The following is a 15,826-nucleotide window of genomic DNA, read 5'->3' on the forward strand; positions in this document are numbered from 1 at the left end:
GGGCGGGTTGAAATGGGAGACAACCATGATAGATCTCTACACCGCTGCGACCCCGAATGGCCACAAGGTCTCTATCGTGCTCGAGGAACTCGGCCTGCCCTACACGGTGCACGCCTTGAGTTTCGACAAAAAGGAACAGAAGTCCAAGGGCTTCCTCAAGATCAATCCCAATGGCCGGATTCCGGCGATTGTCGACCGCGCCAACGGCGATTTCGCCGTGTTTGAATCCGGCGCGATCCTGATTTACCTGGCTGAACTGAGCGGCAAACTGCTGCCAAAAGACCCTAAGGGGCGTTCAGTGGTCCTGCAATGGCTGATGTTCCAGATGGGTGGGATCGGCCCGATGCAAGGCCAGGCCAACGTGTTTTTCCGTTATTTCCCGGAGAAACTCCAGGGCGCCATCGACCGCTATCAACATGAAACCCGCCGCCTCTATGAAGTGCTCGACACGCGCCTGCAAGCCGTGGAGTTTCTGGCCGGTGAGTACAGCATTGCCGATATCGCTACTTTTCCGTGGGTTCGTGGCCACGACTGGTCCGGCGTCGAGGTCGAAGGCTTGCCGGCGTTGCAACGCTGGATGGCGACCATGGAGGCGCGCCCGGCGGTACAGCGCGGTTTGCTGGTGCCTGAGCGCATCGATGACGCCAGTATCATCAAGGGCGCCCAGGCCATGCTGATCCGATGAGTCTATCCATGCGTTCACTCAGTCTGCTGGCACTGTGTTGTTTCTGTCCGCTGTTATTTGCCGCCGATGTCCCGGGCAGTCAGGACCTGCCGATCGTGCCGCGTATGGCCGATGCGCAGATCGTCGACTATCGTCCGGTCGCCGAACTTGAGCGGATCTATCCACTGGGTTCGATCCGCAAAATCAGCGGCCAGTTGCGCTTTGACGGCCAGGTCGGTGCCCGGGGGAAAACCACTTCGGTGACCTACGAGTTGCCACCGGAGCATTCCTCCACCGAGGCCTTCACCGCCGCTCGTGAAGTCTTGCAGAAGCAGGGCGCCGAGTTGCTGTTCTGGTGCCAGGCCCGTGATTGCGGCGAAAGCAGCCTGTGGGCCAATGATGTCTTTGGCAATGCCAAGCTCTATGGCGCTGATGATCAGCAAGCGTTCTTGCTGTTGCGTCTGGCGGCCCCGCAAGACAACACGCTGGTGGCGCTTTACAGCATCACGCGCGGCAATCGCAAAGCTTATCTGCACGTCGAACAGTTCGACGCCGCTGCGCCGTTGGGCGATTTGCTGCCGACTTCTGCAACCTTGCTTCGGGAGCTCAAAAGCACCGGTGAGCTCGATTTTCCCAAACTGACCGACGATCCTGACGATACCTGGCTGCGCCTGATCTCTCGTGGGCTGAATCTGGACACCACGTTGCGGGTCAGTGTTTCGGGGCCGAAGGCCGAAGCCTGGCGTCAGGCACTGATCGGGCAGGGTGTGCGTACCGCCAGGATGGAAGCCGGCAGCGTCGAGGGCGCGGGCTTGCACATCGAGCTGTTGCGATAAGCTTTATCAGGCGAACGTGCACGCTGCGTTCGCCTACTCTTTTGCGAACTGACTTTTTTCGAGATTTAGATGATCAATAACGACCGGCTGTTGGTGCAGATCCTGCTCCTGGTGCTGTTTGGCGCGAGCTTCTGGGTGATGGCGCCGTTCTGGTCGGCGCTGTTCTGGGGCGCGGTGCTGGCGTTTGCCAGTTGGCCGCTGATGCGTTTGCTGACGCGTTTGCTCAAGGGTCGCGAATCTCTGGCGGCCGCAGTGCTGACGCTGGGCTGGATGTTGCTGGTGGCGTTGCCGTTGGTCTGGCTGGGGTTCAACCTCGCGGACCATGTGCGCGATGCCACAGCGTTCATCAAGGATGTGCAGGTCGATGGGCTGCCGGAAGCGCCGACCTGGCTGGGCAGTATTCCCTTGGTGGGCGAGCGGCTGGTGGGGGTCTGGAACAGCATCGATCAGCAGGGCGCGGCGATGATGCTGGCAGTCAAACCTTACCTGGGCCAGGTCGGCAATTGGCTGCTGGCGCGCAGTGCGCAGATTGGCGGCGGGATTCTTGAGCTGACGTTGAGTATCGTCTTCGTGTTCTTTTTCTACCGTGACGGGCCGCGTCTGGCGGCGTTTGTTCGAGGGTTGCTGGAACGGCTGATTGGTGACCGTGCCGGGTATTACATTGAATTGGTGGCGGGCACGGTGCAGCGGGTGGTGAACGGTGTGATCGGGACGGCAGCGGCCCAAGCGGTTCTGGCGTTGATCGGGTTTTTGATTGCCGGGGTTCCTGGGGCGCTGGTGCTGGGGATCGTCACGTTTTTGTTGAGCCTGATTCCGATGGGTCCGCCGCTGGTATGGATTCCGGCCACGGCGTGGCTGGCCTGGAAGGGTGAGTACGGGATGGCGGTGTTTCTCGGAATTTGGGGGACGTTCATCATCAGTGGCGTCGACAACGTGCTCAAACCGTACCTGATCAGCCGGGGCGGGAATTTGCCGTTGGTGATTGTCCTGCTCGGGGTGTTTGGCGGGTTGATTGCCTTTGGGTTTATTGGCTTGTTCATCGGCCCGACATTGTTGGCGGTGGCCTACAGCCTGCTGAACGACTGGAGCAAGAGTCAGGCTCGGGTTGAGGATCGCCGGCCCTGAGGTTTTTGGTTGAAGCTTAGGGCCCCTTCGCGAGCCTGCTCGCGAAGCTTTTGCCTTAGGTGGCCTCGTTCAGGTATTTGCCCACGGTCGCCACGTTGTCGAGCGAGTACTGCTTGCTCAGGTTGGCGATCATTTTGTTCAGGGCTTCGGTCACGTTCGACTGAGCGGTGGAACTGTCGGTGTTTCGCTCGCGGCCGGCTTGCAACGCCGCTTTCAACTCGTCGCTGCTGACGCCGCCACTGCTGTCGCTATCCAGCGCTTTGAGCAACGCGGCGCTGGTATCGGTGCTGGTCGATGAGGTGCTGCTGGTCTGCAACGCGCTGGTCAGTTCGGTGGCGCTGACACTGCCGTCGCTGTCCGCATCGAGCTGGCTGAACAGTTCTTCGCTGGACACTTGTTGAGGTGGCGGCGGAGGCGGGGCGAGGCTGGCGGCGAGTTCGTCCTGGCTGACGGAGCCGTCTTCGTTCTTGTCCAGGGCCGAGAAGATTTCTGTGCTGTCGGCACTGCTGCCGGCGCTGGTCAGGCCGTTGCTCAGTTCATCGCTGCTGATGGCGCCGTCACCGTCGGCGTCCAGGGCGCTGATCAGCGCGTCAGCCAGTTCGGTGTTCGGTGCCTGGTCCCGTGGCGGTGGCGGCGGGGGTGCCATCGCGGCCATTTCTTCACTGCTCAGGCTGCCGCTGTCGTCGCTGTCCAGGTCGGCGAAATTCTTGCTCAGGCTCACCAGCAGGCCGTCGTCGGTTTTCTGCGACAGGGCGCTCTTGAGTTCGTCCTGATCGACTGCGCCATCACTGTTGCTGTCCAGTTTGGCGAGCAGATCTTTCTGAAATTGCTGACTGCGGGCGGTGTTGGTTGTGGTGCTGTTGGTGCTGGTATAGCTCGTATAACTGCTGACGCTACCGATCATTGCGCTCACTCCTTGGAATGGATGACCGGTGGGTGCACCGGCTTATGCAGCCTCAAGGGGCAAGTTGTCGTGGGTATGTGAGGTTTGTACCGAGCGGTACACAGAGCTCGACGGGCCCGTGTAGCAGCTGGCGAAGCCTGCGTTCGGCTGCGAAGCAGTCGTAAATCCTGCTACATCAATCGTCCTGAAACACCGCGGTGGTTGGTCTAGCGACTGCTTCGTCCGAACGCGGCCCGAACCGAACGCAGGCTTCGCCAGCTGCTACACGGATCGAGGTAACCGGATAACGGCGGTCAAACCACCACCGGGCGTTTCTTCCAGGCTCAACTGCCCACCCAGGCGTTCGGCCGCTTCGCGGGCGATGGTCATGCCCAGCCCGACGCCACCGGAGTTGCGGTTGCGCGAACCTTCCAGACGAAAAAACGGCTCGAACACGGCTTCACGTTTATCCGCCGCAATACCCGGCCCATGGTCGATGACCCGGATCACCAGGGTTTCGCGCGTGTCTTCGAGCGTAATCATTGCCTGCCCGGCATAACGCAGGGCATTGTCCAGCAGGTTGTTGATGCACGAACGCAAGGCCATCGGCTGCACTTGCAACGGTGCGCAGTGGCCGCTGGTGAGCACATCGGCACCCTGGTCCTGGGCATTTTCACTCAGGGATTCGACCAGCGCCTGCACATCCATCCATTGCATAACTTCGCTGGTCCGCTGTTCGTGCAGATAAGTGAGGGTGGCGTCGAGCATGCTGATCATGTCGTCCAGATCCTGACGCATCTGGCCTTGCAGTTTGTTGTCGTCGATCTGCTCCAGCCGCAGCTTGAGCCGCGACAGCGGCGTACGCAGGTCGTGGGAGACGGCGCCGAGCATCCGCGAGCGTTGCTGCACTTGTTCTCGAATGCGTTGCTGCATTTTGTTGAAGGTGTGCGCCGCTTGCCGTGCTTCCCGTGGGCCGGACTCATCCAGAGGCGGGCTATCAAGGTTTTCGCTCAGTCGTTCGGCCGCATCGCTCAGACGCTGGATCGGCCGGCTCAACAGTTTGGCGCCGTACCAGGCGGCGATGACCAGCGAGACCAGTTGAAAGGTCAGCGGCACCAAAGGGCCGCCGAACCACGACCGCGGTGGCCGATTTTCGAAGCGCGGGTCCCTCGGCGGGCGCTGTCCGTCGAAGTTTTCGGAAAACCCCGGCGGCGGAGGGGGCGGCGGCGGGCCGTAATAGTGAAACCAGAAAAACGCCAACAGATGCGCCAGGATGATCGCCACCAGCAGCATGCCAAACAGGCGGCCGAAGAGCGTATCGAAGCGCACACGCATCAGCCGATGTCTCTAGCGTCGAACAGATAACCCTCACCGCGAACGGTTTTGATCAGCTGCGGCGCTTTCGGGTCATCACCGAGTTTCTGGCGCAGGCGCGAGACCAGCAAGTCGATGCTGCGATCAAAGGCTTCGATCGAGCGACCGCGAGCGGCGTCCAGCAGTTGTTCGCGGCTGAGGACCCGACGCGGACGTTCGATGAACACCCAGAGCAAACGGAACTCGGCGTTGGACAGCGGCACCACCAGGCCATCCGCGGCGATCAATTGGCGCAGCACGCTGTTCAGACGCCAGTTGTCGAAACGGATGTTCGCCCGTTGTTCAGTGCGATCGTCGCGCACCCGGCGCAGGATAGTCTGGATGCGTGCCACCAATTCTCGCGGCTCGAACGGCTTGGCCATGTAGTCGTCGGCGCCCAGTTCCAGGCCGATAATCCGGTCGGTCGGCTCGCAGCGGGCGGTGAGCATCAAAATCGGGATGTCCGATTCGGCACGTAGCCAGCGGCACAGCGACAAACCGTCTTCGCCGGGCAGCATCAGGTCGAGCACCACCACGTCGAAATGCTCCGCTTGCAACGCCAGACGCATCGCGGCGCCATCGGTGACGCCGCTGGCGTGAATGTTGAACCGGGCCAGATAGTCGATCATCAGTTCGCGGATCGGGACGTCATCGTCGACGATCAGGGCGCGAATGCTCCAGCGTTTATCATCGCCGGGCGCTTTTTGATCGTCGTTCACAGGTGCGTGGAGGTTGTGCATGCGTGCGTTCATCTGCCAGGTAGGCTGCCAACCACAAAGATGGGCTGCGAGGTTGTGGTTTCAGCATAGGCGTCCGGCCCGGAGGCGGGAAGTGCTGTAGGACGTGTTGCGGCTGCCGAAGGTAACGTTGAAGGGTGTTGCAGGCGTGTCATGTGTGTATCTGACTCGACACAATGGGCACAAGGGCTAGTCTTGCTTGAGCCGCCTCGACGAATTACCGATCATCGGGTCCCGCAGAGGCGCTGGTTCCGCTACAATGCGCGCCGATTTCGACCTGCCTGAGAGCCCACTCATGTCCGCCTGCCAGACTCCTATCATCGTCGCCCTGGATTTCCCCACCCGTGACGCCGCACTGAAGCTGGCCGATCAGTTGGACCCGAAGCTGTGCCGGGTCAAAGTCGGTAAAGAACTGTTCACCAGCTGCGCTTCGGAAATCGTTGGCACCCTGCGTGACAAGGGTTTCGAAGTGTTCCTGGACCTCAAGTTCCACGACATCCCGAACACTACCGCCATGGCCGTCAAGGCGGCTGCGGAGATGGGCGTGTGGATGGTCAATGTGCACTGCTCCGGTGGTTTGCGCATGATGGCCGCGTGCCGCGAAGTGCTCGACCAGCGCACCGGTCCGAAACCACTGCTGATCGGCGTGACCGTGCTGACCAGCATGGAGCGTGAAGACCTGGCGGGTATCGGTCTGGATATCGAGCCGCAGGAGCAAGTGTTGCGCCTGGCCGCGTTGGCGGAAAAAGCCGGGATGGACGGTCTGGTCTGTTCGGCCCTGGAAGCCCAGGCTCTGAAATCGGCGCACCCGTCGTTGCAACTGGTGACCCCGGGGATTCGTCCGGCGGGCAGCGCCCAGGACGATCAGCGCCGCATTCTGACGCCGCGTCAGGCGCTGGATGCCGGTTCCGATTATCTGGTGATCGGCCGTCCGATCAGCCAGGCCGCGGATCCGGCCAAGGCGTTGGCCGAGGTTGTGGCCGAAATCGCCTGATCAATAACTGAAGATCCACATGTGGGAGCGAGCCTGCTCGCGAAGAGGGAGTGTCAGTCGACATCATTATCGACTGATACACCGCTTTCGCGAGCAGGCTCGCTCCCACATTGGTTTGTGGTGCATTGAAATATCGGGTTAAACCTTCAACACCAACTTCCCGAAATTCTCGCCGCTGAACAATTTCATCAGCGTCTCCGGGAAGGTCTCCAGTCCTTCTACGATGTCTTCCTTGCTCTTGAGCTGCCCCTTGGCCATCCAGCCGGCCATTTCCTGCCCGGCGGCGGCGAACTGCGCGGCGTAGTCCATCACCACAAAGCCTTCCATCCGCGCGCGGTTGACGAGCAGCGACAGGTAGTTGGCCGGGCCTTTGACCGCTTCCTTGTTGTTGTACTGGCTGATGGCGCCACAGATCACCACCCGCGCCTTCATGTTCAGACGGCTCAGCACCGCGTCGAGGATATCGCCGCCGACGTTATCGAAATACACATCGACACCTTTCGGACATTCGCGCTTGAGGCCGGCGTGGACGTCTTCGTTTTTGTAATCGATGGCACCGTCAAAACCCAGTTCGTCGATCAGGAACTGGCACTTGTCCGCGCCCCCGGCAATGCCGATGACGCGGCAACCTTTGATCTTGGCGATCTGCCCGGCAATGCTGCCCACCGCACCCGCAGCGCCTGACAACACCACGGTGTCACCCGCCTTTGGCGCGCCGACATCGAGCAGGGCGAAATAAGCGGTCATCCCGGTCATCCCCAGCGCCGACAGATAGCGCGGCAGAGGCGCCAGTTTCGGGTCGACTTTGTAGAAGCCTCGTGGCTCGCCGAGGAAGTAATCCTGCACCCCCAGAGCTCCGTTGACGTAATCCCCGACCGCGAAGCCCGGATTATTCGAGGCAACGACTTTGCCTACACCTAATGCGCGCATCACTTCACCGATACCGACTGGTGGGATGTAGGACTTGCCCTCGTTCATCCAGCCACGCATGGCCGGGTCCAGGGACAGGTATTCGTTTTTGACCAGGATCTGACCCGCATCCGGCTCGCCGAGCGGTACTTCTTGATAGGTGAAGGTCTCACGGGTCGCCGCACCCACCGGACGTTTGGCGAGCAGGAACTGGCGATTGGTCTGGGTAGTCATGACAGGCACTCAAGATGAATGAAGACTTGTTGATAGACCTTCATGGTCGATGCCGCAAGTTTGGCTGATGCGGCGAATGCATATCGATCCAGTGCAGTGATAGTCGAGCCGGCGGTTTTATCACTGCCACTCATGGGCGCCCAACCGGCCTTCTGATAGTGCTGCCGTGCCGCAGGCCCTTGTGGCTAGATTGAGAACACGCGATCCCCGCATCTTCTCTTCGAGGACATAACAATGAGCATGACGTTTTCTGGCCAGGTCGCCGTGGTGACGGGCGCCGCCAATGGTATTGGCCGCGCGACCGCCCAGGCGTTCGCCGCTGAAGGCTTGAAAGTGGTGGTGGCCGACCTGGACGTGGCGGGTGGTGAGGGCACTGTGGCGCTGATTCGTGCCGCTGGCGGTGAAGCTACCTTCGTGCGCTGCAACGTCACGCTGGAAAGCGATGTAAAAAATCTGATGGACGAGGTGGTCAATACTTACGGCCGTCTCGACTATGCCTTCAACAACGCTGGCATCGAGATCGAGAAAGGCAAGCTGGCCGAAGGCACGGTTGACGAATTCGACGCGATCATGGGCGTCAACGTTAAAGGCGTCTGGTTGTGCATGAAGTACCAGTTGCCGTTGCTGTTGGCCCAAGGTGGCGGCGCGATCGTCAACACCGCTTCAGTCGCCGGCCTCGGAGCCGCGCCGAAGATGAGTATTTATGCAGCGTCGAAACACGCGGTGATCGGCCTGACCAAATCGGCGGCCATCGAATACGCCAAGAAAAAGATTCGGGTGAACGCGGTGTGTCCGGCAGTGATCGACACCGACATGTTCCGTCGTGCCTATGAAGCCGACCCGAAGAAAGGCGAGTTCGCCAATGCCATGCACCCGGTCGGGCGCATCGGCAAGGTCGAGGAAATTGCCAGTGCGGTGCTGTACCTGTGCAGCGATGGCGCAGCGTTCACCACGGGGCATTCACTGGCGGTGGACGGTGGCGTCACGGCGTTCTGAAACCAGGCACTGCAACGTAGGAAAAAACCCGCATTTGTGCGGGTTTTTTTTCGGTTCCTTATAGGGGCCGGACAATGTGTTTCAAATGGTTAGAACCGACGGTTTTAGCGGCGTTGTCGCACAGCTGATCGACCGCTCCTGTGATTAACTGTTTCCCGCAAAACGGACAGGAGTTTGCTTGCTCATGGAGTTGAGAATCGATCGACAGGCATTGGTGCCGGTCGTACAGCAAATCGTCGACGCGCTAGCCTGCTGGCTCCGTCGTGGCGAGGTGCCGCCGGGGACGCGTTTGCCTTCCGTGCGGCAAATCGCCCGGATCAATTTGCTCAGTCAGTCCAGCGTCGTTGAGGCCTGTGAGCGTCTGGTGGCTCAAGGACTGCTGGCGTCGCGTCATGGCGCCGGTTTCATTGTCGCCATTCCAGCGCTGACCGCTCAGGGGCAACAGGATTGCCCCAGGTTCGAGGGGGCGGAAGTGAAGCAGGGCGGCACCTCGGGCGAACTCAAACTGGGGTGTGGCGGACTGCCCGAGAGCTGGCGCGAAACTGACGACCTGAGCTACGCGATCCATCAGGTCAGCCGCACCGACATGGCCGGCCTGTTCAATTACAGCACGCCGCTGGGCCTGCCAGCCTTGCGCCAGCAAATCCACAAACGCCTGAAACAGCTCGATATCGTGGTGGAGGAAAGCCGGATTCTGACAACGGCGGGGGCCAGTCAGGGGCTGGACCTGATCGTGCGGACCTTGTTCAAACCGGGTGATTGCGTGGTAGTGGAGAATCCCGGTTATTCCTTGCTGTTCGATTTGCTCAGGCTGCACGGTGTCAGCATGATCGAGGTGCCGCGAACCCCGCGCGGGCCGGACGTTGAAGCGCTTGAGGCGTTGCTGGTTAAGTACAGGCCCTGCGGGATCTTCATCAATAGCTTCTATCACAATCCCACTGGCAGCAGCCTGGCGCCAGCGGTGGCGCAGCGGGTTCTGCAACTGGCCAAAACTTATGGCCTTCTGGTAATCGAAGACGACGTCTATGCGGATTTGCACAGCGGCCCCGGTACGCGCCTCGCTGCGTTGGGTATCGATGACAACGTCATCTACGTCGGCAGCTACTCCAAAACCCTCAGCAGTTCGTTGCGGGTCGGTTTTGTAGTGGCCGGCACCGGGGTTATTTCGCGGCTGGCGGAGGTCAAGATGATCAGCAGCATGGGCGCTTCACGGTTTTGCGAGTCGGTGCTGGCCAGTCTGTTGGCCAGCGGTGCCTATCGCAAATTGGTACAGCGCCAGCGCCAGCGTTTGAGCAATGACAGGGAGGCGGCGTTGCAAGTGCTTGAAGACGCCGAGTGGGAAGTGTTCGGCAAGCCGGTTGGAGGCCTGTTCATCTGGGCGCGATCGCGGATGTCCGACTACGCTCAGGTGCGGGCTCAGGCACAGCGCTTTGGTGTCCTGTTGTCTTCTGCGACGGCATTCAGTCCCACCGCAGAGGCCAATGACTGGCAGCGTATCAATGTGGCCTATGCCTGTGATCCGCGAGCCCGGGCGTTTTTTCAGGCCACCGCTCTGGATCGACCTCAAGCGTTCTGAAAACGACGTGAGCGTAGCTTTTTGCCATTATTCCGACGCCAGAGACTTGTGTTGATACAGGCCCGTTGCGAATCTGCGTCAACAGACTATGTCAGGGGACTAAGTGCAATGATTTCGGCCGTGCAAGGACGTTTTGCCAACCTCGGGATGGCGAAAAAAATGGGTGTCGGGTTTGTACTGGTGCTGCTATTGACCGCCTTGGTGGCAGCCATCGGCGTATGGTCCCTGCAAACCATCAGCCAGCGCTTCGACGGGCTCAAGCAGATGTCGTCGCTCAACAGCGGTTTGCTCAAGGTGAGACTGCTCGAACAGGAATACGCCTTGCACGGCAACCCGAAAACCGCTGATGCGCTGCACGAGGGCGTTGACGGCCTGATCGCCCTGGCAACCCAGCTGAAAGCGGCGTCTGCGGCCAACGTGCCGGTGATGAATGACGTCGAGCAGTCCTTGGGCGCTTACCGCAAGGCCTTTGATGAGTTCGTTTCGCTCAGCCAGGCCAAGGACCTGGCGCTGGAGATGGCCAGTTGGTCGGTGTCCAGTGTGGCCAATAATCTTGACGTGTTGCAGGCCGGGCTGGCCGATGACGGCGCTTATGCCTTGAAGGAATCCGAAGGCAAGGACGGGGGTCAGTTCATCGAGCAAGCCAGTCAGGTCAGCCAGGTGTCGCGGCTGATGTTGCAAGCCATGAACGAAGCGCGTGTGCGCCTGGACCTGAGCCGCAAGGGCGACGACAGCGCAGGGCAGGGCAAGATTGAGCAGGCCGACCAGGCACTGACCCAGGCCGAGCAGCTGAAAACCACTGTAAAGGATGAGGGTTACCAGACGGTCCTCAACGAAGTGGTCGGGCACATTAGCGGATTCAGCGAAAAACTGGCCGAGTACACCGGCCTGCTGGCGCAGGAAAAAACGGTCTATGAGCAGCTGCATCAACGTGCCGCTCAGGTGGTGGAGCGGGTGGATCAGGCCTATGTCGCCGAAGACCAGTCGATGCAGGCAGAGCTGAAAAAGAACTCGCTGCTGATCATTGGTTCCTCGGCGCTGGCGTTGATGGTTGGGTTGATTGCGGCCTGGGTGATTACCCGGTTGATCGTGGCACCGCTGCGCAGTGTGATCCGTGTTGCTCAACAGATTGCCTCGGGCGATTTGAGTGCGACGGTTGAAGTGACCCGTCGTGATGAGATCGGGCAGCTGATGCAGGCCATGCAGCAGATGGGCGCGGGGCTTAGCAGTATTGTCAGCGGTTTGCAGGCGGGTATCGAGCAGTTGGCCAGTTCAGCGCAGTCGCTGTCGGCGGTGACCGAGCAGACCAATCTTGAAGTCAGCAGCCAAAAGGAAGAAACCGAACAGGTCGCTACCGCGATGAATCAGATGACCGCCACCGTGCACGACGTTGCGCGTAACGCGGAGGAAGCTGCTCAGGCGGCGCAGACGGCGGACGGCAAGGTTGAAAGTGGCCAGCAGGTGGTGCGCCAGAGCATGGCGCGGATCGAGCAGTTGGCGGATTCAGCCACCTCGGCCAGTTCGAGTATCGAAAGTTTGAGTGCGGAAATCCAGAATATCGGTACGGTGCTGAGCGTCATCAAGAGTGTGGCCGAACAGACCAATCTGTTGGCCCTCAACGCCGCTATCGAAGCGGCTCGAGCCGGCGAGCAGGGCAGGGGCTTTGCGGTGGTGGCCGATGAGGTGCGGGCACTGGCCAAGCGCACTCAGCAATCGACCGAGGAGATTGAACGACTGGTGAGCGCCTTGCGCTCGGCGGCTCAGTCTTCTGTTCAGCAGATTCAGAACAGTGGCGAGCTGGTGAAGCTGGCGGTGAGTGATGCGTTGCAGACGGAGAGTGCGCTGGGGAGTATCGCAGCGGCAGTGTCATTGATTCAGCAGATGAACCAGCAGATCGCAGCGGCTGCCGAGGAGCAGAGTTCAGTGGCTGAGGAGATTAATCGCAGTGTCACGAGTATTCGGGCCAGTGCGGATCAGTCTTCGTTGGCGATGCAGGGGAATGCGGCTTCCAGTATTGAGTTGGCGCAGTTGGGGGTTGAGTTGAAGGGGATGGTGGGGCACTTTCGGCTTTGAGGCGTACACCGATCAACTGTGGGAGCCGGGCTTGTCGGGTCGCCGCATCGCCGCGATGGCAGCCTGACAGCCGACCAGTCTCTTTCAGGTGTACATATCCATTGCTGCGGTAACGGCTGCCTATGGTTTCGCCCTTACGGCGAGTCTCTTTTTCAAACGCCAAAAAGGAACCAAAAGGCTTCGCCCCAAGCGTCCGGCCCCTCGCCTAGGCTCGGCGTTCCTTCGCTCCGGCATTCATCTGGGGGCATCGCCTCCGGTCGGCTTCGCTTCGACCTCCTCTCGATGTGTTCGACTGCGTCGAACGGCGCTGCGCGCCTTCCCCCCAGATGAACACCTCCACTCAGCCTCCCGAAGGGGCGGGTGGATCAAGATCACAAGCTGCAGGCGAGCTAACGCTCGGCCTGTTGAGTGGTGAGGGGCGAAGCGTGTACGCCGCTCCATTGTAGGAGCCGGGCTTGCCCGCGATGGCGGCCTGATAGCCGACCTATCTTTCCTGGGTGTACACGCCAAACTCAACACAAAAAAAAGCCACCTGCTTAGGTGGCTTTTCTACTTTCTCTGTCAGTCGTAGATCACTTTTTTCTTCCAGTCCGCATCAGCCTCGACGTCTTTGAGGCCTTCGGTCAGTTGGTTCACTTCGCCTTCTACCGGGGCGATGTTGTCCATGACTTGTGCGTTGGCGCGAGCCAGGAGTTTTTCCAGGTATTCCAGCTGTTCGGCGTAGACCTGGGGTTCCTGTTGTTTGCGCAGGTATTGCACGCCGCGTTCGAACGCCAGGCGGGCCTGGCCGGGCTGGTTCTGTTGCAGGGCGTGCTGGCCGAGGTTGTTGAAGAATTCGATGTGCAGCAGGACCAGGATGTGGCGAACTTCGCGGATCCAGCGTTTGGCTTCGTTGGTCGGCAGGAAGCCGTCCTGTGCGGCGCGGGTGATTTGGCCGTGCAGGGCTTCGAGCAGGAAGCGTACGTCTTTGGCTTTGGCTTCGGTCTGGATCGGTGCTGGCGGGTTGTTGACCGGGATCGATTCGCCCTGGCCGACCAAGGCGCTCAGTTCGCCAATCCGTGCCTTGAGGTTGGAGCTGGTTTTTTCCAGGTTAAGCAGGCGTTGGCAGACGTTCAATTCCAGACGGGTCAATAGCAGCTTGAGCGCCGGTGTCATCAACTGGCCAGGGAAGGTCTCGGTGATTTCGCCGCAACGACGCAGACGATCGTTGAGCTCAACCTTGGCGCGGGCCTTTTCCAGCTTATTGTTTTCCACCACATGGTTCATGTAGCCAATGGCGATCAACAGTGCGATCCCGGCTACGACTAGCAGGGTGATCATGAGTGGTGTCACCGGTAAGACCTCTTTATGGGGTTCGCGTGCGAGTGTAGTAGCTTGGCATTGGGACGCATAGCGCCGCTCAGCGAGTTGAATCGGCTACTGCACTGCCTGTATCGGCCGCGTTCCTGCTTATATAAGTAATAGCGTGCGGGGCGCACATTGCCATCATCTTTGGCGTGGGTGGACTATAACGTCTTGGCGGGTGTCAGAATATAGGCGTCAAACGCCGGGCGACGGAAATGCCGGATTAGTGTCTCAAAGCAGGGCGAAGTCATTGATTTAAATAAATTTATATCTGGGGGTTGACGACCCCTCAATCCATCCATAGAATGCGCGCCACTTACAGCGTAAAGCACACAGCGAAACGCGGTAGGGAGTGAATGTTGTACGTGTGTCCCCTTCGTCTAGTGGCCTAGGACACCGCCCTTTCACGGCGGTAACAGGGGTTCGAGTCCCCTAGGGGACGCCATTTGCGGGAATAGCTCAGTTGGTAGAGCACGACCTTGCCAAGGTCGGGGTCGCGAGTTCGAGTCTCGTTTCCCGCTCCAATTTTAAACAGTGTTGCTTTCGGGCAGCGCTGAGTGAAACCAGAACCAGCATCTTCGGATGCGGATTTGGGCACTGAAATACACACCATGTGTTTCAGTTAGCGTGTCCCCTTCGTCTAGTGGCCTAGGACACCGCCCTTTCACGGCGGTAACAGGGGTTCGAGTCCCCTAGGGGACGCCATTTGCGGGAATAGCTCAGTTGGTAGAGCACGACCTTGCCAAGGTCGGGGTCGCGAGTTCGAGTCTCGTTTCCCGCTCCATATTTAACGAAAACGCCGCTCAGCAATGAGCGGCGTTTTTGTTTGTGCATTTTTTATGGCACAACAAAAAAGAACCTTAGGTTGGTCAGTTAGGCGACAACGCACTTTGTAATTGAATGGACTCGCCCAAGCCGAGGCGTCTGTGCGCCACGGTGGCATTCTTATAGAAGCCAACGACAGCGAGGGCGAGGCCATGAAAAAGCATACGACGATCAACCAGTCTTTGTCAGCCGATGCGGCGGCATGCACCACAGTTGCGGTGGATCTTGCCAAAAGGGTCTTTCAAGTGGCCGGGGAGGATGCCCTCGGTCAGGTGATATTCGAGGATCGAATCAAGTCACGCGAGGCCTTTCAGGTATTTCTTCATAAGCTACCAGTGAGCGTGACGGTGTTGGTGGAAACCGGGCCAGGCGCTCAGGCGTGGGCGCGGTTGCTGCAAACGCAGGGTAATCCAGTGCGCATCCTGCCGGCCCAGTTGGTTGCCAATCATCGCAGCGGCCCGAAAAATGATCGCAACGATGCATTGGCTATCTTGCGCGCAGGCCGCGATTGCAAGATCTCATCTGTACCGCTCAAGAGTGCGGCGGCGCTGGCGATGCAGGCTCTGCACAGGGCCCGGCAGGGATATGTACGGCGACGTACTGCGGTCGGCAATCAGATGCGCGGTTTACTGCTGGAACACGGTGTGGCCATGGCGCAGGGCGAAATAGCTATCAGCCAACTCGTGCCTCGGGTACTGGAAGATACCACCCAACCGTTGCCCGATTTGCTGCGCGAACTGATCGCCGAACTGCTGGGCGAATGGAGTCAACTGGGCGAACGCGTCAACGTGCTGACTGGTCGGCTGGAAACAGCCGCGAAGGCGGACGAGACGGCGAAGCGGCTGATGACGGTGCGCGGCGTTGGTCCGATCATCGCCACGGCGTTGTTGGCCAAGCAGACCGAGCCTGAACGCTTCGCCAACGCCCGCTTGTTCGCCGCCTACTTCGGGTTGGTGCCCAGCCAGCACAGCAGCGGCGAGAAGGTCCGGTTGGGCAAGATGAGCAAGCATGGCGATGCTTACTTGCGCAGTCTGACGATCCAGGGTGCCCATGCCGTTTTAAGACAGCTACGACCCGATTCACAGCAGCCGGACGACCAACGTCTCCAGCGTTGGATATCCCGCCTGGGTCGCAAGGAGGCGGCGGTGCGCTTGGCCAACCGCAACCTGCGCATCCTCTGGGTGCTATTGCAAAACGACCAGACTTATCGTCGCCAGCCGGGCACTGGCCAGGAGGCTGCGATGAGTCACTGATAACAGAGTTCTGCCACCGGGGCG

Annotated in this window: 14 protein-coding genes, 4 tRNA genes and 1 pseudogene; 13 read left to right on the plus strand and 6 right to left on the minus strand. The window is 59.8% G+C overall.

Translation table 11 applies throughout. The features are described 5' to 3' along the window. The first annotated feature begins 25 nt into the window (after positions 1-25). The 3 genes from ACYZTW_RS08325 (at position 26) to ACYZTW_RS08335 (ending at position 2,625) form a co-directional block, all read left to right on the plus strand. Positions 26-685 (plus strand): glutathione S-transferase family protein, encoded by a 660-nt coding sequence (locus tag ACYZTW_RS08325; RefSeq protein ID WP_462004481.1) that lies wholly within the window; start codon positions 26-28, stop codon positions 683-685. 8 nt (positions 686-693) lie between these two features. Beyond that, positions 694-1,500: a DUF4892 domain-containing protein gene (locus ACYZTW_RS08330; protein WP_462004482.1), complete on the plus strand. Its 807-nt coding sequence runs from the start codon at positions 694-696 to the stop codon at positions 1,498-1,500. A 69-nt stretch (positions 1,501-1,569) separates the two neighbouring features. Then, complete coding sequence (locus ACYZTW_RS08335) at positions 1,570-2,625, plus strand: AI-2E family transporter (protein WP_462004484.1); 1,056 nt, start codon at positions 1,570-1,572, stop codon at positions 2,623-2,625. 55 nt (positions 2,626-2,680) lie between these two features. On the opposite strand, the gene xopAW is transcribed toward ACYZTW_RS08335, so the two are convergent. The 3 genes from xopAW to ACYZTW_RS08350 form a co-directional block, all read right to left on the minus strand. Further along, positions 2,681-3,529 carry a XopAW family type III secretion system calcium-binding effector gene (gene xopAW / locus ACYZTW_RS08340; protein ID WP_462004485.1) on the minus strand — a complete coding sequence of 283 codons (849 nt, stop codon included), beginning with the start codon at positions 3,527-3,529 and terminating at the stop codon, positions 2,681-2,683. A 261-nt stretch (positions 3,530-3,790) separates the two neighbouring features. Beyond that, complete coding sequence (locus ACYZTW_RS08345) at positions 3,791-4,843, minus strand: sensor histidine kinase (RefSeq protein WP_462004486.1); 1,053 nt, start codon at positions 4,841-4,843, stop codon at positions 3,791-3,793. After that, on the minus strand, positions 4,843-5,601 hold the full coding sequence (locus tag ACYZTW_RS08350) for a response regulator (protein WP_033053235.1): 759 nt from the start codon (positions 5,599-5,601) through the stop codon (positions 4,843-4,845). The genes ACYZTW_RS08345 and ACYZTW_RS08350 overlap by 1 nt, the downstream gene beginning before the upstream one ends. A 292-nt stretch (positions 5,602-5,893) precedes the next feature. On the opposite strand from ACYZTW_RS08350, the gene pyrF reads away from it, so the two are divergent. Then, the gene (gene pyrF / locus ACYZTW_RS08355; RefSeq protein WP_462004487.1) at positions 5,894-6,592 is read left to right on the plus strand and encodes an orotidine-5'-phosphate decarboxylase; all 699 of its coding nucleotides are present in this window, start codon (positions 5,894-5,896) and stop codon (positions 6,590-6,592) included. 138 nt (positions 6,593-6,730) lie between these two features. On the opposite strand, the gene ACYZTW_RS08360 is transcribed toward pyrF, so the two are convergent. Together ACYZTW_RS08360 and ACYZTW_RS08365 are read right to left on the minus strand one after the other, a co-directional pair. Further along, positions 6,731-7,735, minus strand: a complete 1,005-nt coding sequence (locus tag ACYZTW_RS08360) for an NADP-dependent oxidoreductase (protein WP_462004488.1) — start codon at positions 7,733-7,735, stop codon at positions 6,731-6,733. After that, positions 7,732-7,869: a hypothetical protein gene (locus ACYZTW_RS08365; protein ID WP_462004489.1), complete on the minus strand. Its 138-nt coding sequence runs from the start codon at positions 7,867-7,869 to the stop codon at positions 7,732-7,734. Before ACYZTW_RS08365 ends, ACYZTW_RS08360 begins: the two co-directional genes overlap by 4 nt. Before the next feature lie 100 nt (positions 7,870-7,969). Here ACYZTW_RS08365 and ACYZTW_RS08370 point away from each other — a divergent pair, with 100 nt between their 5' ends. The 4 genes and pseudogenes from ACYZTW_RS08370 (at position 7,970) to ACYZTW_RS08385 (ending at position 12,380) form a co-directional block, all read left to right on the plus strand. Then, on the plus strand, positions 7,970-8,731 hold the full coding sequence (locus ACYZTW_RS08370) for an SDR family oxidoreductase (RefSeq protein WP_462004490.1): 762 nt from the start codon (positions 7,970-7,972) through the stop codon (positions 8,729-8,731). A 184-nt stretch (positions 8,732-8,915) separates the two neighbouring features. Beyond that, the gene (locus ACYZTW_RS08375) at positions 8,916-10,307 is read left to right on the plus strand and encodes an aminotransferase-like domain-containing protein (RefSeq protein WP_462004491.1); all 1,392 of its coding nucleotides are present in this window, start codon (positions 8,916-8,918) and stop codon (positions 10,305-10,307) included. A gap of 1,047 nt (positions 10,308-11,354) precedes the next feature. Further along, positions 11,355-11,519 (plus strand): annotated as a pseudogene (locus ACYZTW_RS08380) (HAMP domain-containing protein); the annotation flags it as partial. Further along, positions 11,517-12,380 carry a methyl-accepting chemotaxis protein gene (locus ACYZTW_RS08385; RefSeq protein WP_375154723.1) on the plus strand — a complete coding sequence of 288 codons (864 nt, stop codon included), beginning with the start codon at positions 11,517-11,519 and terminating at the stop codon, positions 12,378-12,380. The pseudogene ACYZTW_RS08380 and the gene ACYZTW_RS08385, both read left to right, overlap by 3 nt. A gap of 561 nt (positions 12,381-12,941) precedes the next feature. On the opposite strand, the gene ACYZTW_RS08390 is transcribed toward ACYZTW_RS08385, so the two are convergent. Beyond that, positions 12,942-13,700 (minus strand): hypothetical protein, encoded by a 759-nt coding sequence (locus ACYZTW_RS08390; protein WP_046054392.1) that lies wholly within the window; start codon positions 13,698-13,700, stop codon positions 12,942-12,944. Positions 13,701-14,093: 393 nt separating this feature from the next. Here ACYZTW_RS08390 and ACYZTW_RS08395 point away from each other — a divergent pair. The 5 genes from ACYZTW_RS08395 to ACYZTW_RS08415 all read left to right on the plus strand — a co-directional run bounded on the left by ACYZTW_RS08395 (position 14,094) and on the right by ACYZTW_RS08415 (position 15,802). After that, positions 14,094-14,169 (plus strand) — tRNA-Glu (locus ACYZTW_RS08395). 3 nt (positions 14,170-14,172) lie between these two features. After that, positions 14,173-14,248 (plus strand) — tRNA-Gly (locus ACYZTW_RS08400). Between the two features lie 105 nt (positions 14,249-14,353). After that, a tRNA-Glu gene (locus ACYZTW_RS08405) sits at positions 14,354-14,429 on the plus strand. A 3-nt stretch (positions 14,430-14,432) separates the two neighbouring features. Further along, positions 14,433-14,508, plus strand: a tRNA-Gly gene (locus ACYZTW_RS08410). A gap of 193 nt (positions 14,509-14,701) precedes the next feature. After that, the gene (locus ACYZTW_RS08415; protein ID WP_462005284.1) at positions 14,702-15,802 is read left to right on the plus strand and encodes an IS110 family RNA-guided transposase; all 1,101 of its coding nucleotides are present in this window, start codon (positions 14,702-14,704) and stop codon (positions 15,800-15,802) included. Positions 15,803-15,826: the final 24 nt, after the last annotated feature.

The sequence above is a fragment of the Pseudomonas sp. LB3P25 genome, from assembly GCF_054897985.1.